Consider the following 21,326-nt stretch of genomic DNA (forward strand, 5'->3'; position numbering starts at 1 on the left):
AATAATTAATACGCTGTTTCTAGTTTTTGTTTTTCGTTGCCTTTCGGGTCATAGACCGTCTCGATACGCTTGCTGATTTCGCCGGCATCGTCATACAGGTATTCGAACACCAGGTTTCCGGCCTGGTCGAATTCACAGCCCCGTGCCGGTTTTCCGTCCTCATTAAACGTCATCTGGTATTTGAGCTGGGTACCGGCAAAGGTATCACTGCTGCGCTTTTTGCCGTTTTCATAGTAAATCTGCGTCACCTGGCCGGAGTGCTTGTCCTCGATATGGGTCACTTTGCAGTCGCCTAGCCGCTTGACGAAATCGTCCGTGTCAATCGTCAGCTCCTGATGCCTGGCCAGTTCATTGGTCAGGCTCACCAGGTTATCGGCGCGTAACTGCTGGATCTGGGTGGTTAAATGTTCAAGCTGGGCAATACCGGCCTGCTTGGCCGCAAAATCGCGCTTCTCGTCCAACTGCTGAAGCGTTTGCAGCAAGGCTTTCAGGCTGCTGTGGGACTGGCCCACCAGCTTCTGCACGTGGATTAACTCTTCGCTCTGTTTTTTCGCCAGTGACCTAGCACTTTCCGCCTGGGTGCGTGCCAACTCAGAGTGCAGGTGACGGCTTTCCTGATGCTGCTCCTGGCTCAATGCATGCAGAGCCTCGATCTGCCGTTGCTGCTCTGCAGCCTGCTGCGCGATCAGGCCATCGGTTCTCTCTTGTTTGCTTTGCATCGCAGACAAGCTGGCCCCGGTGCTGGTGTGCTGCTCCAGCAACTTTTGCTCCAGCGCCAGCGCTGCACCTTTTAGCTCAGCCTCGGTCGCGGCAAGCTGTGAAGAGAGCTGAGTCAGCTCGCTCACCACTTCTTTCTCCGCCGCAGACAGGCGCGCGACCACTTGTGCGCCCTGCTGGTTAACTTCAGCAGTAACGTGCTGGATGATGTCGCCCGCAACGATTTTCATCACTCTGAGCAACTGGTCCGTTTTATCGCTGAGTTGTTGGCCGAGCTCACCAGCCTGCCTGTCCATTTGCGTACTGTGCTGATCAAACCGGGCATTGACCCGCTTAGCTTCATCGAGTGCCCATTGCTGCATCTGATGCTTTTTGTTGATGGAGATAGCTTGCAGTAGCACGATCAAGCCAGCACAGCCAACCAATGTCCAAAATAGTAGCTCTAACGTAATTTCCATTGTTGTTCCCTTAAACAGGTTGTTAGTTTGTTATTAAGTATCAGGAGACCGATGCCATCGGCTGGATCTCGATATCCCAAATATTGTCGCCGAAGCTGTTGAGCCACTTTTTCAGGTAGAGCGAATCAATCACACTCGCGCTGATATGCAGCGAATCATCACGCTCAACGACTTGCTGGTCCGGTGACAGTGGTGTTTCGCGCAGAAAGTAACCATCAGACTTGGTGATGCAGAACTGTAGTCGGCACTGTTGACCTTCGCCAAAACCAAACCTTCCGTCCGCATCGTATTTTGCCAGGTCAAAATCCTCCGGCCGGTCAAAGGTGAAGGTGGACAAGTGCACGCTGGTCACCCGGTGGATGGCTAAAGTTCGCTCATTCGTGTAACCTTCAAAACGACAGACCAGGTAAAGTCGCTTGCCCTGCTGCGCGATGCCAAGTGGCATGACGGTCGCTTTTTTCGGTTCGTCTTTGCTGTTGGTGTATTCCAGACTCAGCCACCGGTCTTCGTACAGACCCTGGCTGATGGTCCTGAGCACTTCCTCGTCCAGATGCGGGGCGAGCAGAGGCTGGGTTTCACTCACGACTCTGACCTTCTTCAGCCAGCTGCGCTCTTTTTGGTTAGGTGAGGTCGGATTAAGCTGGTAGTCCGCCTCATGAAAGAACCCGTCCATGGCAGCAAACATCCGGCTCGGCAAAAGGCCCGCCAGGTATTCCCGCGCCAGATGAAACAGCAGAGACTCCTGGGCCGACAGGGTCGGCAGACTGAGTACCGCGTTGACTTGGGTCAGCTTATAGCCGTAAGGTTTGCTTTTGTCGTTGCGGTCAAGGTTAAACTGCTCTGATAAGGTTTCCATGATCCTCTGTAAGGTGCGGATATCGCGCTCAATGCCCACCTCAGCCAACTGGCTCTGCAGCTCTTTAACCGTGATGTATCTGGACTTTGGAATGCGCTTGAGGATCTCAAGCGCCAGATTCAGAGATTCATTCAGAGATGACTTTTTTTTCATTTTGTGCTCATTTGTATACTGCATCTCGTGCGTCAAGTAGCGAAAACTATCACAAAGTCGCTATACATTGCTGATTTAAGCCAGATTTATATCAGATATTTTTGATATAAATCATGCTCATATCGTTTATGAAAATTTTACCGCTAGCTGCGTCAGAATATGTCGGATACCAAAAAGAGTTCATCATCAGCATCCAATTTCAGAATACATGGCCAATTGAACATTAATGACTCCGATAAAGCATACCGCCACTACCACATGCAGGGTCATACACTGTGATTGAAAGTGGCAAGTTATCTTAGATTGGATCGAAAACAAGGTGTGTCATTAGCTCAATAACTTCACGTAGGGTAAAGTGCTCACTCGCCTCTTCATTGTTCTCTTCATTGAACTCAAGGATCAATTCCTCAAATATATAGCCCTTACTAAGATTGCCAAGTGCAGGTAGTTTGTTGCCCTCAGGATCTTCTTTCACTGTTGGCGTTAAGTTGATGTATGGCGAAACGAACTTCTCAAACACATTTAGCAGGACGTCTTTACCCGCCATGTGACGGATTTGAGCTTTCAGGTTAAACACTCAACAATCTCTTTTACGTTGTCGCTTAAACCGTTGATGTAATCTTCGAAGTTAGCCAGCAAAATCTGTTGGTTGTTAGTCGCCGTACTGAATAGCGTTTGCAGAGTCCACTTGGAAGTGTTGTAGAACACATTACCTGATGCAGCGCACAATGGGGCATCATCAAGCTCAGTTCATTCATCTCTTCTTTTTGGAATCGAACCTCTTCCAATACCGCTTCTTTTGATGGCTCTAAAAGCGTATCCAGACGGCGCAGCACCACCATAGGTAAGATAACGCCGCAGTATTAAACACGAACATAAATATTACGAAGACAGTCGTCGGTAATTGACCAAATAAATGAAATGAGTTTGTTATGTACTGAGTAGTCCATAATTTTCGTCCCAAAGCGATAGTTGCTTGAAGTTCAAACAATAATAATAGGGATAAGTGGACAGGATTTTATTGACTTTTGGCACTAGTAGCGAATAAAACATGCGTTTCTGCTCGCTACTAGCTCCGTGGTTTGGTCTACATATCAAGATTTAAAACACTGCATCTCAATATGCTCACGTAAATGCTTAAATGGATAAGGCGTTACGGTTGGTAGACGATGTCTTAAGTGATAAACATCAAACAAGTTTTCTACCTCTTCTGGTAGTGCATCAAACGAATGCTTTATCAAGTATAAATGGCTAAAAGTTTCTATTTTGCTCTGTGGGCTGCCTTTGCCACCAGCAAAGTACATCCCCAGCTCTCGGTTATAGAAGAAACCTAAAGATGCATTAAAGAATCCCTCACTTTGCCCTCTCATCGATGTTTTTAAAAAGAATCCTTGTTCGCGCAGCCAATCATAGAATTGTTTTTCATCATTGCTTTTGTATGCGATTGTCGAAAACTCATCAAACGGTAGAGGGGCCGTATCATCCCACTCTGACAATATCACTCTCAGTTTGGTTACAACTTTACTCTCGGGGTTTTCTTCAATGAACTGAGTCAACAGTGCAATAGGAACATCTTGTGAACGGCCTTCTTTAAGTTCACGCAATCGCTCTGCAACCGCTTCAAATTCCGGCAGCATTTGAATACCAGTATCAATAAAAATGGCATAGTCCCCCGTCTCCGGCCAATAAATAAAAGGGGGACGTTGAAATCCTTGAAATACTTGCCATTTATCATTACCTAAATCGAGTTCAATATCTTCAAGTTCCTCTTGAGTCGCTTGTGTATATTGCCATTCACCACCAACTAACTTAGACGCATACACTGGCCACGGCCCATCTCGGACCTCTGAAGACTCGCTTTTCGGTCGCTGAGGCATGTAATATATACATCCTTCAGGCCCGCTTGGGTACTCAATCAAATGCTTTCTTGTATGGACTTCTAGCTTGATAAGCAGTTCTTTTAACAGCACTTCCACCACGTGTCGGTTTGGCTGGCCTTGACGGTTCCATAAGCGCTCTGGGTAACACGACTGGAAAACTGTGTTTTGGTACTTTCTACGATAACCCTGATACGGGTCTTCTTCAGCAGACTTATAGGTGTCTTTATTGCCAACAATTAGGATATTCAGTGCCCCACGAATCGGAACTTCAGCTATTTCTGCGTCTATATCAAGATGCTCGATACCATGAAGCAAGGTTAGTGCAGCATCAGTATCTTTGTTTTTGGTTAAATCACAGATCACCAAACGATGCTCTTTCAACGTATCAAACAGCCCTACATAGTGATTTTTGACAATCGTATCTGAAACAAACCTGTGCTTTTCTCCGGGAATCCGCTGCAACTTCACTGAAACTGAATCGCCATAAGCTTGCTTAAGATCTTGCATGAACTGCTCAAGAATACCGACCTTAGATAGTTGAAAACCACTATAAGATTCTTTGGTTATATCAATCGCCTGAATTCGATTTTTCGCATTAGAGTAAAGCGGCTTCTTGATGTAGTCTCCCTTTATGGATTTGCTAACCAACATCCCCACATCATCAAGTTGATAACGTGTAGCAAACTTTGCCTTTTTCTGTATCTCTCCGTTCTCTAACGTAAACCAAGACAAAGGAGAAAACGTTTTGGCACTCATTGACAGTGTTTGTTTGAATCCAAGCGCTGCACATGGCGCTAAATCGATTTCCACGGTCGTTAATTCATAGCCTGAGTGACCTTTCGGTAACTTTTTGCTTTTGACTAGATAATATAAGCCTTCACTTTCAAAGCGCTTTATCTCTGGCGTAGCGCCACTCAATACTTTTGGTATCGCTTTAATCAGTAAACGGGCCAATTGCCATGTAGGTAGCTCGGCAGCGTTAACTGGTTTGATAGCCAAAGACGTGTCTTTGAGGTCTAATTTGGCGTCCTTTGGTAACAGCACCCAATAACACGCTTCTTTATTGGCACCTTTGACTAAGCAATAAACACTTCCTGACTTATAGATTTCAGACGCTAATGTTACTAAACGCTTAGGTCGTTCTGAGAAGTCTATTCCTTTATAACTGACACAGTAAATTGCGAAGCTTCTATCAACCCAATCAGTGTCAATGGATATTTGTTCCACTAAGGTTGATAAAGGACCGTGTGAGGAAGGCTCTAGCTGTTGTGTAACCATTTTATCAACTCCTGTACTGCGGTTAGGTTGGTGTCGGCATTGCTATCATTAATTAGTGCAGGAATTTCAATAACTTTAGCTAACTGTGGTGAGGTTTCTACGAAGCACGAGTCCAAATATCTAATCGACTTTGAGGTATCCCCTAACGCATTCACGTAAATAAACTTCGAAGGTCCAAACTCTTCTTCTACCAATGAAATTTTCGAACTGTAATCTTCGCTGATTTCATTACCTTCATGCTTCCAGTATTTGCTGTCTAGCCAGATCGGTTGCTCAACCCCTGCAAATTTGACTCTATTATCAAATCGCTCGTAAATAGAATGTGGAACTTCTTCAAAGATAAAATCGAATGCTGTTAGCACCGCCTCTACCGCTTGCTCGCCCAATGCTCCCTTATAAATGTTGGTAAACATAACTGGCGTCATCACATACGCTTCTTTTTGCCACGAACAGGCAAAACCTTTGTGTTCAAACCACGGCCTCACATATTGGTTCTGAACTAACGTAGCTAGGTTGCATGCTTCCTCAGAAACCATATCGCCAGTAGGCACTCTATCAAAGAACTCGAAGGCATTCGGATCACCATCTAAGTTACCCAGATAACGGTAGTAACCGTTGGTCATAGACTGTAAGTACAATCGATTAAATCGCTCCGGTTGAGAGACGATCGTCGGATAGCGAAGTAACTGAGTTCTAATGTCTTGCCACTCTTGAATATCATTATCAGATGCAGGTTGATTATGTAGACGACGAACTAGTGCTTTGATTGACCGCATACCGTCTTTGTTGTTTCTTTGAGCAAGATTGAATAAACGTCGAACAACCCTGTCCTCAACTAAAGACTTATTAGCTGATTTCGCTTTATCAATCAAAGCAACATATTCGTGCGAAAACAAGCTTGGGTCTCTACTCTCTTCCGCCAGAATTTCTTTCAAACTGGAATCGGCAAACAAGAGAATTTGTTTTCGTTTCAGAGATGTTCTCCCGGCTCTTCCTACCGCTTGTTCAATGTATTTCCTTACCGCGCTTTGGTAGTCACTTGTTTGGTAATATTGTTGTAAAGAGCGCTCTCTGCTCATGCCCATAAGTTGCTGACGACACCAGCTTTCAGCACTTTTCGGCGACAACTCTCCGTTCTCTTGCAAAGATAAGATTTGGTGAAACTGACAAAGCTGGTTAGCAGTATGCGAATAATCATCTGACAACATTAGCTGAGTAGGTTTTTCAAGATATATACTGTCTATATCGCTTCGCTGCTGGGTGCTATAAGTGACATCGGCAACGGATATTAGGCTTCCACCTTCCAACGCTAAATTGACTGCATAATCAGGGTTTTTACCAGCACCCATTGAAGCATATGTACTGAACACAACGACTTTCCCTGATTCTGTGTTTAGGTGATTGGAAATTTCATCATAGCCAACTAACCTCATCCAATCAGCGTTCACGCCAAAATATGTCTTGGTTGGAACATTAAATTCTATCGCCCATTTATCACAGCAAAACTGGATGAATTCATTAATATCCTGACGTGTTGTATCAAGAGTACGGTTTAACAGCGACAGCATATAACGATTATCAGGAACTGACATAAACGCTTTAATACTCGCTAAGAGCTTAGACAGCCAGCTCCGAACAAATGCCTGCTCTGACTCAACAATACCCAGATGGTGATTTAGGATAAAGTGGCTTGAGCGAGCCTCCGGCTTATATTCTTCTAACAAAGTATCAAGAAACGCATCTCGACTATTAAGATACTTAACCTTTAAAACCACACCATTATCTTTATAGTTGCGCTTACTATGATAATAATCATTTACCCGCTGCTTTTGCTCTCTCGACAAAGACAAAAGCTTTTTACCTAAACGCTCATTCAAGTACTTAAAATCAAAGTTATGTATTACGGTATCAGCTCTCGCTGTTGCACTTATACCGAGAATAACAGCTCCGGCATCAACCATATCCGCCAAGACACCCGATGGTGAAAGATTTAAGAATGACGCTTTACAATTTACGGTATCGCGAGTCCCCTGATTATGGGCGACTTCAACAAGTTTCATTCCGGTATGATGGTAGCTCTTGCTAGAACTCAACTTGCTCGCTTGTCCACCTGCTGATTGCCGCAGCCCCCTAGTATCAAAAGACTCGTAAACAGCAGACTCAAATTCTTGTAGGTTAAAGTGAGTCAGCAGGGATTGAACGGCTTCTTGAAACGTTCCTTCTAGGCTTCTATTTTCGCTCCCTTCAATTTCAAGGCTACGAACGTTCTCCCAGTACTGAAATACGGCTTTACGCATAGTGCCAAGAAACCACTGGTATATAACATCCGCTTCATTGACAAAGCGGGTTAAAAGCCCATTTTTTTCAATGAGAGAACCTTCCACTTTCTCATCACTAAATATGAGATTTTTCTGCCTCAATAGATCTGATTTTAATGACAGCTTATGAGTGGCACTGCTTACATGCGTGAAGCTTCTATCTGAAAACAACCGAACAGGTCGTTCATTCAAGTTAGGTCCTTCCGTATTAAACGCAAACGCTAGGTTCCACTTGGTGCCAAACTCTTCGAGTCGCTCACGCAGTGGTTCAAACAGGTCTTCAATCTTGTCGTAGCGAGGCGAACTCTCAAGTTGGTGATCTCGAAAGTTTGCTCTCAGAGTTCTTATAGCCCAAATTAAGTCCTGCGCTTGTTGTTTACACAGTTCGGAAAGGATGACTTGATTTTGCTTGTCAATTTCATCAATGATAAGCACCGCACCACTTAAATCGCGTAATGGACTGTAGCGCGAGCGGGTATTGTGGAAGCCTTTCAGAAACTTGCTCGTCGTTAAGAAAACAACATGAGCGCTTCCATTGCGGATTTTTTCTCCCGGCAGAAGTGCTTCAACAGAGGTCAGTAACGAGCCATTCAGCGAGATTCTATCGGCCCCTTTTTGTTTCTTTTGCAAGCGGGCAACTAAATTGCGGTAAAAGTAACCGGCTTGACGACTTAAAGAAACTTTAACTTCTGGCTTGCTCGCATGATGCCTTAGGCCCGATATAGCGCTCCATTCTGCTTTAACATCGCGCTCGGCGTTCAAGTCAAATCCAACTAATACTTGATTCAAGACAGCATCAGAACATTGCAACAACTGCTCTGACTGGTTAGGTAGGTGGACTATTTGTGCTTTAAGGTAGTCTTGTTGTTCTAAAGTGAAGCGAGGCTCACCCTTGACTGTTTGTTCCTCAATTAACTTCAACAATTCTGCTTTCGCACTTACGACGTTATCTACTGAATCTGTAACGTAATAGAGTAAACGCTTGGATCTACTACCGCTCTTTTCTTCCTGTAATTCATTTTGCACTTGAACGAGCATCTGCTGGAGCAAAAAGTTTAATGCCGTGTATGTTTTCCCGATTCCGGTCTGAAACGGTAATGGAAGCAAAGCACCAGATTTAGCGCCATTAAGTTTAGTGTAATTTTCGAGTGATTCAGTAATGACAAGATCAAGCGGCGATGGATCGGGAACGAGCTGAAAATCAAAATGAGTAAACTCTTCTATCGACACGTTCATACAACATTACCCCCGCAGGCCTTGATGTTTTATTAACCAGACCATAGTATGACGTCATTAGCGACAGGTAAATACTGAATACATAAACATGTCGAATAACTAGACAGGAATCTAAAATGACTAAATGGCCAATTCGATGGGATCTACTGTTTCGATACCGAATGATTGAAATTGTTGCTTTGTGGGAAGGAAGATTAAATACCAACCACTTAATACAGAGCTTTGGCATTGGTCGGCAGCAAGCCTCCAAAGACATCAATACTTACTTAGTTGATATAGCACCTGGCAACCTGATTTACGACAAACAGCTTAAAGGCTACAAGCCGAGCGATAGCTTTGTTCCCAAGTTAACAAGTGGTCATGCGGATGAGTATCTGCACATTCTTTCTCGTAATGAAGACATGACAGTAACATTTGCTGATCTCAATATGGGCTTTGAAAACACAACCATGGTACGCCCAGTCACACGCAACATTTCACCACAAGTATTACGTCCTTTGGTACAGGCGATACGAGAGAAACAACGTGTCGACATTTGCTACACATCGTTAAAAGATGGTGAGTGCTCGGGGCGCATAATTTCCCCTCATAACTTAGTTTGTACCCCACTACGCTGGCATGTTCGCGCTTATTGTGAACATGCTGGTGGCTTTCGCGACTTTGTGCTAAGCCGTATTCATGGGATACCGGATATTAACGATCAAGCCACTTACGACAAACACGCTGACAAGCTTTGGAGCACTAAAGTGAATGTTGATATTGTGCCTGACCCGCGTTTGAACGAGCAACAGAAAAAGGTAATTGAAAAAGACTATGCCATGAGTGACGGCGTTCTTAGCATCGCTACAAATGCATCATTAATACGGTATGTTCTAGATGCTTATAGCATCGATATACACACGCAGAAGTCTAATCCTCAAGGTCAACAAATTGTATTAGGTAATTTATCTGAGCTAACAAATTACCTATGATAAAGAAAAATTTATCTGTATTCAGATAACAAATAGAGCGAACTTATTGACACAACACGTGATTCAGATCTCATTTTAAAGTTATTTTTTGCAGTTCCCCTAAATGTCCCCCAACGAGTGGCAAAAGAAACATAAAGCGTTAAGAAACAAAAACTTAGGTGGAAATTAAAAATCCCTCTTGAGCAGTTTGTTAGTTTGCAGACCCAAAAGGTTGATTTTACGTTATTTTAAACTTTGCAAACAACAAACTTTATGTGCTTTGATGCATTTAAATCAGGCGTAGTCTAAAAGCGGCTACTCAATGAAACCACTTGGAACAAACAACGCCGCAGAAAACGAACTCACAACACCAAAAAGCGCTTTTGGAAAACCAATCTCACAATGCGGACTTTCAACAAAGCCACTGAAACCACGTGAACTTGCCACACCAGAGAAAGCATCCTTTCAGCAAGTAAATCGGCTTTTGTACCAACAAACTCACAGAGCAGAGTTTCAGCAAAAAAGTTCGACTCAATGACCCCAAACTCACAACACCAAAGAACAAATTTACCCTTGAAACGATGCCAATTTTGGATTTTTACCACGCTAATTAACACTGAAATTGAACGCCGATACGACAATTTAGACTTTGAGCTTTTACCACTAGACCTTGCGATATAGCTGCGTTTTTCCTCTTGCAAACTAACGCCGCGTTAAGGGGTGAACAACGCAATGACACCTAACTCAAACTATTGTGCCATAAACACAAAAGCTAAATTTTGAACCAAAACAGCCAAGCGTTGAGAATCCCTCTTGAACGCTTTGTTATACCACTACTCAAAGCTTTTCACTGAACTCCCCACACTGCTTACACTTGTAACCATGCTTGTAAAAGAACAGTGGAAAACCCAGTAAAATGAATACTAAGAAAGCTGGACGCTTACCTTTTGTAAATACATATAGCTCCGTACTACCACAGTTAGGGCAAACATCTTTGGCTTCATCAACGGCAACTTCATTTTCCAATGATTCTGAGAAGTCACTACTAAGTATTTGTTTCGCTTCCTCTGCATCACTCACGGAGACCATTAGGCGAACACCGCCCATAGCGTTTGAATAAAGCCACTGAGTATTCACCGTGTGCTCGTCAGCGATGTAACTTTCTATCCCAGCACTATCTAGACTCGCTTTCGCAATATGAGCTTCATGAGGAAAAGAAAACCTTGCTACTACAATCACATATTGCTCCTTGTGGTATAACGCCGCATTAAGGGGTGAACAACGCCACCACCTAACCTAAACCATTGTGCCGTAAACACTAAAGCCAATTCAAACCAAAACTGCCAAGCGTTGTGAATCCCTCTTGAATGCTTTGTTAGTTGCCAAACCTAACGCTTTGATTTGAAGTTAATTACGGCTTTGCCAACACTTACTTTACGTATGTTGAAAAACTCAAATCAGGCGCAGTTTCAAAGCGCCTGTCACTGAAACCACTTGGAATATAAAACGCCGTAGAAAACGGACTTTGAACACCAAACAAACCTTTTGGAACGACAATGCAGCAGAGCAGACTTTCAACAAGATAATCAGCGTCTGAAACAGAAAACTCAAACCGTACAAGGAACCAAAGCACGATTTTCACAAACCCAAAGAACTAGAAATGGAAATACGAAAACCTAGACAAAAACACATGGACATTAACCCAAAACATTCTGCTTTAGGTACATTTTCCTCGTTGGCAACTAACGCTCTGTTAAGGGGTGAGCAACGCAATACCGAAGCCGCCGCATACCACCTTAATCACTAAAACCAACGCATAGTAAAAATGCCACGCGTTGCGAATCCCTCTTGAACAGTTTGTTATGTGCGTGGTTGAAAGCTACTCCACACTTGGCTCCGGTAAAACTGGTGGTGTACTGTCCATATAAGTTAAAAAATTTTCCCATAACTCGTGCGTTCTTTGCTTAGTTAACTTAGTTTTGCACGATATCGCCATAATTCCACGAATAGTTCCATCACGCCATTGCGTATAAACCGAGTCACAGTGAGAGGACATATATGCTTGCCAATCCTGTTGAGCAAGCTTAATTGCTGCGATCAGTTCTGGGTCATGAGCGTTGTGCTCAAAGCTAGTGTTTAGATATTTATCTAATTTAACTTGTGCTGACTCTAGTTCAATAGCGGCACATTGGTTTATCTCGATTGTGGTCATCGCATTATTACAGTCAATGGACTCTTCTTCAGCAAGAGCACCAAATGAAAGACTAGATAATATAATGATTAGACACTTATTCATCGTTTTCTCCGAAAGCACATAACGCCCTGTTAAGGGGTAAGCAACGCAATACCGAAGCCGCCGCATACCACCTTAAACACTAAAACCAACGCATAGTGAAAATGCCACGCGTTGTGAATCCCTCTTGAACAGTTTGTTATACGATGCCTCACAGCAAGCGCTGAAACTGACCGTTTTTAGCTTTGAAACCTAGCTTATTAAACAAAGCTTGAGACCGAAAATTACCCTCATCAATATCTGCATACAATCTTTCAATGCCCAAAGATTTAGCATGAGAAAATAATAAACTAAGAGCTTCCGACATATACCCTTGTCGCCAGTACGATGAATTTAGTAAGCATCCGACCTCGCAGGAATCACCGTTATCACTAAAACTATGTAAGCCGCAGGTTCCAATAACTTTGTTTGTCGCTTGAACCATAATAGCCCATTCCAACGATTCACCTGATTTCTCCAGTCGGACGACGCTTTCTAGCATCTGAACTATCATATCTTTCGATGTAAAAGCTGGGTCTGAGGCAAATTCCATTGTTTGAATATCACCATAAATTTCAAACAAATCATCAGAATCATTCGTTTGAATTGACCTCAAAACAATGCTACTTCCGTGTAAATCTGGCTTCATTTTTCTCCTTAATCGTATAACGCCGCGTTAAGTAGTGAGCAACGCCACCACCTAACTCAAACCATTACACCTTAAACACAAAACTCAATTTGAACTAAGAATGCCACGCGTTGCGAATCTGCCTTAAACGCTTTGTTATGTTCGTAACTTCTCTAGCCCTTGTATAGCTCGGATGGTCGACTCGGCTAGGTCAGTTCGATTGAGTTTATATCGAATATTCAGGGCTTCATTGAACTGTTGTTCAGCTAGCTCATAATTACCAAGCTCAACGTTTAATTTGCCTAAGTGCTGTAAACTGAAACTCAAAGAAAGCTCACAGCCATAAACCTGACTTTGTAGAAATGCTCTTTCAGCACCCACCATGTCACCAGCGTATTGCAAAGCTATACCTGAAGCATGAGTAGACCAAAACTTGTTTTTCTCGCTAGAAGTTTTCGTTTGCACTTTATAAGCTAGCCAATAAGCCAGCTTACAAAAACCAACAATACGTAGACAATCAGCTATCAATATTTGCTGCCACTCTAGTTTTTCTTTCTTGCCCAACACTTTGAATACGAGAGCTTGATACATTTTTAAAGCGAGTCTTTGGAAAACAATGAAAGTTACCCTGTCTCTTTGATACTCCACCATTTCCTCCAAGAACATAACGCCGCATTAAGGGGTGAACAACGCCACCACCCAACTTAAACCATTGTGCCGTAAACACTAAAGCCGATTAAAGCCAAAACTGCCAAGCGTTGTGAATCCCTCTTGAATGCTTTGTTAGTTGCCAAACCTAAAGCTTTGATTTGATGCTAATTGCCCCTTTGCCAACACGAGCTTTACGTGTTTTAAGAAACTCAAATCAGGCGCAGTTTCAAAGCGCCTGTCGCTGAAACCACTTAGAACATACAACGCCTTAGAAAACGGGCTAACAGCACCAAAAAGCTCGTTTGGGCAGACAATTCTACACAGCTAACTTTCAACATATAAATCGGTTTCTGAAATAGAAAATCTAACCACAAAAGAAACCAACGATCGATTTTCACAAACCCAAATAACTAGAAATTGAAATACGAAAACCCAGCCAAAAACACATGGACATTAGCCCTAAACATTCTGCTTTAGGTGCATTTTTCCTCATTGGCAACTAACGCCGCATTAAGGTGTGAGCAACGCTGCCACCTAACCTAAACCTTTACACCGTAAACACGAAACCCAACCTTGAGCTGAAAATGCCAAGCGTTGGGAATCACTCTTAAATGCTTTGTTATTGCGCTATATCGACATTAGATCGATGGGCATTTACCTTTTACTGCCATGTCTACTTTTAAAACTTCAGCTTTACCTTTGTTTTCGTCCACTAACTCTACGCCAGCACCGCCAACAAACACACCCATTTTAATATATTGATTAACGAAGTAATTGCGGCCTTCTTCAGTGTAAATAGTTAAATGATTCTCGGAAAACTCTGATTCCGTACTAACTTGATGCTCTTTATTACCTTCAACTTCATGGTAGAAGAAGATCCCTGGAGCAGTCTCACCTATACACTCTCCATCAACATAAACGTATTTTTTAAGTGCTGCTCCAACAAAGGTATCCTCGCGATAAATATAAATACCAGAGTTACCTTCCTGAGGAGCTTCAAATGATTTAACTTCATTCGAAATTGTCGAATCAACGGTAGGAACTGAAGCACAGCCTGATAAACCCAAAAGGAGAGCGGAGCACAAAATTACTTTATTTTTCATGTTATTAACCTAGCTACGATAAAATCGCGCCAAACATACTATATGATAATGCATCGATTAATAAATATATTGGAAATTTGTGATTCAACTAGCGCAATAACGCCGCGTTAAGGGGTGCCGGCACGCAATACAAAAGCTACCGCACAGCGCCGTAAACACTGAACCCAACGCATATTAAAAATGCCACGCGTGCCAAATCCCTCTTGAACGCTTTGTTATACCGCTGCCTGCCGCTCCAGACGAACTTCTATTGCTTTAACGTTTGAGCTGTCAGTCAACTCAAAAATATCTGACTCAACACGCTCCGCAACCTTGAAACCTAGAGCCTCAAAGATCTCTACATTACCAGTTTGCTCAACGCACCAAACTGAGAGCAAGTCTGAATTTGAGAACATACGCTCCGCCTCCAAAATTAAGCTTCGAGCTATGCCTCTTTTACGACATTCAGGCATGACAGCAAGTGTACTTAAATTAAGCGTCTTGCTGGACAACTTAGCCTTTATAAGACCCACTAGCTGGTGATCCAAATAATATCCCAAACAAGTCCACTCATCTGTTGAACTAGCTTGGTTTCTTTGAGCTTCGGAAGTTGGGCGATAGATTTTTCGTAGCTCGGAGAAGCTTGTTTTTGATAGAGATAAGAGCGACTGATCTGTGCCGCTTATTTGCTTTATCATTGATTTCTCCTTTGCGGTATAACGCCGCGTTAAGGGGTGCCGGCACGCAATACAAAAGCCTCTGCAATGCACCGTAAACACTGGACCCAACGCATACTAAAAATGCCACGCGTGCCAAATCCCTCTTAAACGCTTTGTTATGTAGTGGCTATTGCTCACCTATTTGCTTGGCCATATTAAAGCCTGTAATGACAAAGCCAACTTCCTTGTACAACTTAAGCGCTCGTTCGTTGTGATAAGCCACCCTTAGTTTGATTTGCTTTATACCAACTGACTGTAACTGTTTTTCCAACTCAGAAATTGCTTGAGTTCCATAGCCCAATCCTCGGTACTCGCTGGATACAAAAAAGTCGTAGATGAAGGTAGATCGATCTGAAGCGTTTACTGAGTGCCAAAGATAACCAATAAGATGTAACTGCCCTTCAATTTCAGTATCAATACATAGCAAGGAGTGCACATCTCCGCCGAGTCCATTGGGGAAACAACGATGCAGCTCTTTCGTTGCTAACTCTGTTGCTACTTCGAGAGTATGTCCATAATTCTTAGCGATTTCCCGACTGTAATCATCGATAAAATACTGACAATAAGCCGGGTACTCTTCTTGACGCATTTCCCTAAGTACAACCATATTTTTCCTTTTTATGTGATAAATCCAACCCGCTACATAACGCCTTGTTAAGGGGTGAGCAACGCAATACTGAAGCCACTGCAACCACCTTAATCACTAACACCAACGCATAGCAAAAATGCCACGCGTTGCGAATCCCTCTTGAACAATTTGTTAGGTAGTAACTACATGTTTTTGCTGAGATTTTCATACAAACATGGTAAAATAAATGTAGAAATAAACCCATAAATGAGATTATCGGAGATCAACCACATGAAGAAAAACATCAAAATTAAAACTAGCAGTTTTCGCTTGTCACTTACTTTGAGGTCTGACATTAAGCTACTGATTAATAAGGATTTTATTGCCAGAAGAATCCTGGGAAGAGGTAGTCGTGATAAGGTGAATCGCCTGAAAGAAAGATCGGCTTTCACCTTATCACGACTACCACATCAAGTCAATTCAGCAATATAAACAGATACTTACCCTAAAATAATCTCTGCTTTTAATCTCAATCGCACTTACTACCTAACGCCCTGCTAAGGGGTGAGCAACGCAATACAAAAGCCGCCGCAAACCACCTTAATCACTAAATTAAACGCATAGTGAAAATGCCACGCGTTGCGAATCCCTCTTGAGCAGTTTGTTAGTTTGCAAACCCAAAGCGTTGATTTTACGTTATTTTAAACTTTGCAAACAATAAGCTTTAAGTGTTGTGATGCACTTAAGCCAGGCGTAGTCTCAAAGCGGCTACTCAATGAAACCACGTGGAACAAACAACGCCGCAGAAAACGAACTTACAACACCAAAAAGCGCTTTTGGAAAACTAATCTCACAATGCGGACTTTCAACGAAGTCACTGAAACCACATGAACTTACCACACTAGAGAAAACGTCCTCGCAGCGAGTAAATCGGCTTTTGCACCAATAAACTCAACGAGCAGAATTTCAGCAAAAAAGTTCGACTCAGTTAACCCGAAAGTCACCGCACCAAAGAACAAATCAACCGTTGAAACGACGCTAATTTGGGATTTTCACCACGCTAATTAACACTGAAATTGAACACCGATACGACAATTTCGACTTTGAGCTTTTACCACTAGATTTTGCTTTATAGCTGCGTTTTTCCTCTTGCAAACTAACGCCGCGTTAAGGGGTGAACAACGCCACCGCCTGACCTAAACCATTGTGCCATAAACACATAAGCTAAACCTTGAACCGAAACCGCCAAGCGTTGAGAATCCCTCTTGAACGCCTTGTTAGCTTATTTAATGCAAGCCATTGTATACCAAAAAACTGTCCCTACTACGCCATGAAGTATGAACTTGAGACATACCACTGAGCCGAATTTACAGGTTTGAGCTTTGAATTGCCTTGGACTAGACCAAAACCGCCGAGCGTGGAGACTCACGGAACTTCACACACAAAAGCTGACATTTGAATTGCTGATTTCACGCGAGGACTTTGTCATTTACACCTAACGAGGCGATGCTTGAATTTGCACCGCCTTAATATCAGACCGATAACCGATACAGCTTAGATAGGAACAAGACGAGTACTAGATAAAACACTGCCAGAGCACGATATTCCGATGTGGTTCGGCGTTGAATATTAGCTATAAGATTCTGATTTTTAGAGAGTAAGCTAACGCCGCATTAAGGGGTGAACAACACCACCACCCAACCTAAGCTATTGTGCCGTAAACACTAAAGTTGATTCAAACCAAAACTGCCAAGCGTTGTGAATCCCTCTTGAATGCTTTGTTAGTTGCCAAACCTAAAGCTTTGATTTGATGCTAATTGCCGCTTTGCCAACACTGTCTTTGCGTATTTTGGAAAACTCAAATCAGGCGCAGTTTCAAAGCGCCTGTCACTGAAACCACTTGGAATATACAACGCCGTAGAAAACGAGCTAACAACACCAAAAAGCGCCTTTGGATAAACAATGTTACAGAGCTAACTTTCAACATATAAATCGGTTTCTGAAATAGAGAATACAACCACAAAAGAAACCAACGCACAATTTTACAAACCTAAATAACTAGAAATTGAAATACGAAAACTGAGCCAAAAACACACGGACCTTAGCCCTAAATATTTTGTTTTAGCTGCGTTTATCTCGTTGGCAACTAACGCCCTGTTAAGGGGTGAGCAACGCAATACCGAAGCCGCCGCATACCACCTTAAACACTAAAAACAACGCATAGTAAAAATGCCACGCGTTGTGAATCCCTCTTGAACTGTTTGTTATGTTTAAGATTCAATACCTTACGTTCAACTATACGGAAGTTTAACCCGACTTACTTTGCAATCAAAACCAGAAGCTAAAAATTTATTTAAATCATAAGTTTTACTAAATTGAACCTTGAAAACAGAAAACACAAAAGCTGAAGTTCTAACTTAAAGATTGAGGAAAATGTTCGAAAAACAACGTCAAACGATGCCAATTTGCTAAAAGACCAAAACAGAATGACTTTTGGAGCAAAGAAAAGACACAAGCTACTGATTTACGTGATTAAACATAACGCCCTGTTAAGGTGTGAGCAACGCAGTACCGAAGCTACCGCATACCACCTTAATCACTAAAATAAACGCATAGTAAAAATGCCACGCGTTGTGAATCCCTCTTAAGCAGCTTGTTAGCTTACAGTTTTCCACAGAGTTTTTGACTGCTCTGCAAAGCCAAGTTTTGTATAGAATTTTTGTGCATGACTGTTGAATGCCATAACCTCAAGCTTTATTTGCTCTGCACCTTGAGATTTAGCCCAACCGCTACATTTAGCCATTAGTTGTGTCCCAATACCGGAAGTTCGGGCACTTTCATCGACTACAATCGTGCCAACACGACAAATCGGTGTTTTAACTAGAAATGGAACTACTTCATTTTGGCTAACGGTGGCAGTTATAAACCCAACTACAGCACCGGAAACTTCCGCTACAAGAAATAGCCTTGATTGATCATTTAAGGCATTAAGAAGAAACTCTTTTTCTTCGAAAGACGGTTCAACAAATGCTTCCGGAGCATTTTCAAAATGCATTATTCCAATTTGATAATTTAGACGCAAAAGTGAGTCTATATCTGATGCTTGAGCTTCTCTAATTTCCATTTTCGTTCTCTGAATCTGATATGTAAGCTAACGCCCTGTTAAGGGGTGAGCAACGCTATACCGAAGCCGCTGCATTCCACCTTAAACACTAAAACCAACGCATAGTGAAAATGCCACGCGTTGCGAATCCCTCTTGAACAGTTTGTTATGTGCTTAGCTCTGGACTACCCACCGTATTCCAGAGCGCATACTCCACAGTAACCTCGACCAGCAACAGTAAATTTGCTACACCCAGCAATTCCACATCCTTCAACTAATGTAGGAAGTATGAAATTGTCGTAGTGATACTGTTGGTTTCGGCTCAGAGGCTTAGTAGGGTCACCCAAAATCTGTCTAATTATACCCGCAGACCTATCATCTATTGATTCTTGTTCGTGCTCCAAACGGTTATGAAGTGCCTCTATCACTTCGTAATCACTAAGCTCTCTAGCTGCTGCACGAAACGCTTCTATTCTACTTCCATTCATAATTTAAGACTCCTTCTATTAATACATAATACACTCATACGCCATGTCAAAGCATGAACAACGGGGCACATAACGCCGCATTAAGGTGTGAGCAACGCTACCACGAAACGTAACCTTACCGCTGTAAACACAAAACCCAACGACGGAATGAAAAATGCCAAGCGTTGGGAATCACTCTTAAATGCTTTGTTATATTTTTGAACTCGCATCTTTAATTTCAAATTCAAACCCGCCAATATACTTTACGAGCACATTGTAAACCAAACATGTAATAGCCACCGAAAGGTACCCCAATACTAGATAGAGTATCGAAAATAGAAATATGAACCCGATGGGAAAACCAGTACTCATTTCTGGTTGTAGAAAAGACATTCCGACAAAGGGAATAAACATAGGAAGTGATGCGATTGCGATCAATATACCAAATACCTTTCCGTTCTGATGGGGAGATAGTCTAGAAATCTGCTTTTTCATATTCTTTTATCCTTTTAATTTATCTTACTCAAACGCCGATGAAATATAACGCCGCGTTAAGTGGTGAACAACGCCAACCACCAAGCCTAAACATTGTACCTTAAACACTAAAACTGATTTGAACTGAAACCGCCAAGCGTTGTGAATCCGTCTTAAACGCCTTGTTAGCCTAACGTGTTAGCCGATATTCCAAAACAATTCAAAGCACTGGTTAGAATAGCAGCAAAAAATAGCAGCCAAGGTAAAAGAAAATCAGGGGCGTCTTCCGTGTTTATTGAAAAAGCAAGGAATCTCCACGATTTAATTAAAGGCCATGAATACCAACTATAAGTGATTGAGAAAGTTTTCATAGTTCTTTGGAAAAGCTCTGACTCATATTGGTATTGAACACCATATACAAGCACTAGCTTTTGGTTTTCGTACGAAAACTTATTCGGGTAGATGTTGAAACCAGCAGATCGAACAGAGTCGATGCTGTCTTTGCCCACAATTCCCTCGATCTCCGTCTCATACTGAGATTTATGATTAACTAAAAAGTCTTTTAAACATACGTTCTTTAGCCTCCTATGAAAGAAGCTATCTTTACTACTTATTTGCTGAAATGCGAACTTTCTCCTGTAGCCTGTTCTGACACGCTTTCTAGAGTTCAAATAAAAACGCCACGCGAAATACAACAGCAAACCATGAGCAACCCATGGTAGAACTTCCAAATTAGTAACTTGAAAATTTATCACTTGAAGACGAATGGAATTGTCTACTGGTTCTAACCCAAGCAAGTAATAAAGAATGAACATCAATGAAATCAACTTTAGATTTCTCGAATGTAAATTTGGTTCGTTGTACATCATTTGCACCCAGTTGATAACTTCTAGAAGTAGGCTAACGCCGCATTAAGGGGTGAACAACGCCACCACCCAACCTAAGCTATTGTGCCGTAAACACTAAAGTTGATTCAAACCAAAACTGCCAAGCGTTGTGAATCCCTCTTAAATGCTTTGTTAGTTGCCAAACCTAAAGCTTTGATTTGATGTTAATTGCCGCTTTGCCAACACTAGCTTTACGTGTTTTAAGAAACTCAAATCAGGCGCAGTTTCAAAGCGCCTGTCACTGAAACCACTTGGAACATACAACGCCGTAGAAAACGGGCTAACAACACCAAAAAGCGCCTTGGGACAGACAATGTTACACAACTAACTTTCAACATATAAATCGGTTTCTGAAACAGAAAAACCAAACCGTACAAGAAACCAAAGCACGATTTTCACAAACCCAATTAGCTAGAAATTGAAATACGAAAACCTAGCCAAAAACACACGGACATTAGCCCTAAACATTCTGCTTTAGGTACGTTTTTCCTCGTTGGCAACTAACGCCGCATTAAGGTGTGAGCGACGCTTGGCTATACTTGAGCGAAGCGAAAACGCCAAGCGTTGCGAATCACTCTTAAATGCTTTGTTAGTTGCCCAACCCCAAATCCAGTGCTAACATTTGTACA

The 21,326-nt window shown here is 42.4% G+C and carries 14 protein-coding genes and 1 pseudogene; 1 reads left to right on the forward strand and 14 read right to left on the reverse strand.

Going from position 1 to position 21,326, the window contains the following annotated elements:
• Window positions 1-5: 5 nt before the first annotated feature.
• The 5 genes and pseudogenes from ACF8CV_RS16925 to ACF8CV_RS16945 all read right to left on the reverse strand — a co-directional run bounded on the left by ACF8CV_RS16925 (window position 6) and on the right by ACF8CV_RS16945 (window position 8,896).
• The gene (locus tag ACF8CV_RS16925; RefSeq protein WP_023584733.1) at window positions 6-1,175 is read right to left on the reverse strand and encodes a hypothetical protein; all 1,170 of its coding nucleotides are present in this window, start codon (window positions 1,173-1,175) and stop codon (window positions 6-8) included.
• A gap of 40 nt (window positions 1,176-1,215) precedes the next feature.
• Complete coding sequence (locus ACF8CV_RS16930) at window positions 1,216-2,184, reverse strand: YafY family protein (RefSeq protein WP_023584732.1); 969 nt, start codon at window positions 2,182-2,184, stop codon at window positions 1,216-1,218.
• Window positions 2,185-2,422: 238 nt separating this feature from the next.
• Window positions 2,423-3,134, reverse strand: a pseudogene (locus tag ACF8CV_RS16935) (type I restriction-modification system subunit M N-terminal domain-containing protein); the annotation flags it as partial.
• A gap of 144 nt (window positions 3,135-3,278) precedes the next feature.
• Complete coding sequence (locus ACF8CV_RS16940) at window positions 3,279-5,342, reverse strand: hypothetical protein (RefSeq protein WP_023584729.1); 2,064 nt, start codon at window positions 5,340-5,342, stop codon at window positions 3,279-3,281.
• A complete protein-coding gene (locus ACF8CV_RS16945) occupies window positions 5,324-8,896 on the reverse strand; it encodes a hypothetical protein (RefSeq protein WP_023584728.1) in 3,573 nt (1,190 codons plus the stop codon). The genes ACF8CV_RS16940 and ACF8CV_RS16945 overlap by 19 nt, the downstream gene beginning before the upstream one ends.
• A 116-nt stretch (window positions 8,897-9,012) precedes the next feature.
• On the opposite strand from ACF8CV_RS16945, the gene ACF8CV_RS16950 reads away from it, so the two are divergent.
• Window positions 9,013-9,867, forward strand: a complete 855-nt coding sequence (locus tag ACF8CV_RS16950) for a YafY family protein (RefSeq protein WP_014232275.1) — start codon at window positions 9,013-9,015, stop codon at window positions 9,865-9,867.
• 816 nt (window positions 9,868-10,683) lie between these two features.
• Here ACF8CV_RS16950 and ACF8CV_RS16955 read toward each other — a convergent pair.
• The 9 genes from ACF8CV_RS16955 to ACF8CV_RS16995 all read right to left on the reverse strand — a co-directional run bounded on the left by ACF8CV_RS16955 (window position 10,684) and on the right by ACF8CV_RS16995 (window position 19,357).
• The gene (locus tag ACF8CV_RS16955; RefSeq protein ID WP_138938233.1) at window positions 10,684-11,085 is read right to left on the reverse strand and encodes a DUF2007 domain-containing protein; all 402 of its coding nucleotides are present in this window, start codon (window positions 11,083-11,085) and stop codon (window positions 10,684-10,686) included.
• Window positions 11,086-11,725: 640 nt separating this feature from the next.
• Window positions 11,726-12,142 (reverse strand): lysozyme inhibitor LprI family protein, encoded by a 417-nt coding sequence (locus ACF8CV_RS16960; protein WP_138938642.1) that lies wholly within the window; start codon window positions 12,140-12,142, stop codon window positions 11,726-11,728.
• A gap of 148 nt (window positions 12,143-12,290) precedes the next feature.
• Window positions 12,291-12,767: a GNAT family N-acetyltransferase gene (locus ACF8CV_RS16965; RefSeq protein WP_042765616.1), complete on the reverse strand. Its 477-nt coding sequence runs from the start codon at window positions 12,765-12,767 to the stop codon at window positions 12,291-12,293.
• A gap of 135 nt (window positions 12,768-12,902) precedes the next feature.
• On the reverse strand, window positions 12,903-13,412 hold the full coding sequence (locus tag ACF8CV_RS16970) for a hypothetical protein (RefSeq protein WP_025507141.1): 510 nt from the start codon (window positions 13,410-13,412) through the stop codon (window positions 12,903-12,905).
• A gap of 623 nt (window positions 13,413-14,035) precedes the next feature.
• Window positions 14,036-14,500, reverse strand: a complete 465-nt coding sequence (locus ACF8CV_RS16975) for a DUF2846 domain-containing protein (RefSeq protein WP_021485101.1) — start codon at window positions 14,498-14,500, stop codon at window positions 14,036-14,038.
• A 215-nt stretch (window positions 14,501-14,715) separates the two neighbouring features.
• A complete protein-coding gene (locus ACF8CV_RS16980; RefSeq protein ID WP_138938634.1) occupies window positions 14,716-15,177 on the reverse strand; it encodes a GNAT family N-acetyltransferase in 462 nt (153 codons plus the stop codon).
• 148 nt (window positions 15,178-15,325) lie between these two features.
• Entirely contained in the window at window positions 15,326-15,805 is a 480-nt protein-coding gene (locus tag ACF8CV_RS16985; protein ID WP_138938635.1) for a GNAT family N-acetyltransferase, read from the reverse strand.
• A gap of 2,617 nt (window positions 15,806-18,422) precedes the next feature.
• Window positions 18,423-18,890, reverse strand: a complete 468-nt coding sequence (locus tag ACF8CV_RS16990; protein ID WP_138938636.1) for a GNAT family N-acetyltransferase — start codon at window positions 18,888-18,890, stop codon at window positions 18,423-18,425.
• Between the two features lie 164 nt (window positions 18,891-19,054).
• Window positions 19,055-19,357 (reverse strand): hypothetical protein, encoded by a 303-nt coding sequence (locus ACF8CV_RS16995; protein WP_138938637.1) that lies wholly within the window; start codon window positions 19,355-19,357, stop codon window positions 19,055-19,057.
• Window positions 19,358-21,326 lie beyond the last annotated feature (1,969 nt).

Origin of the sequence: Vibrio sp. zbq_1 (assembly GCF_043102935.1) — a bacterium.
GTDB classification, from domain to species: domain Bacteria; phylum Pseudomonadota; class Gammaproteobacteria; order Enterobacterales; family Vibrionaceae; genus Vibrio; species Vibrio parahaemolyticus.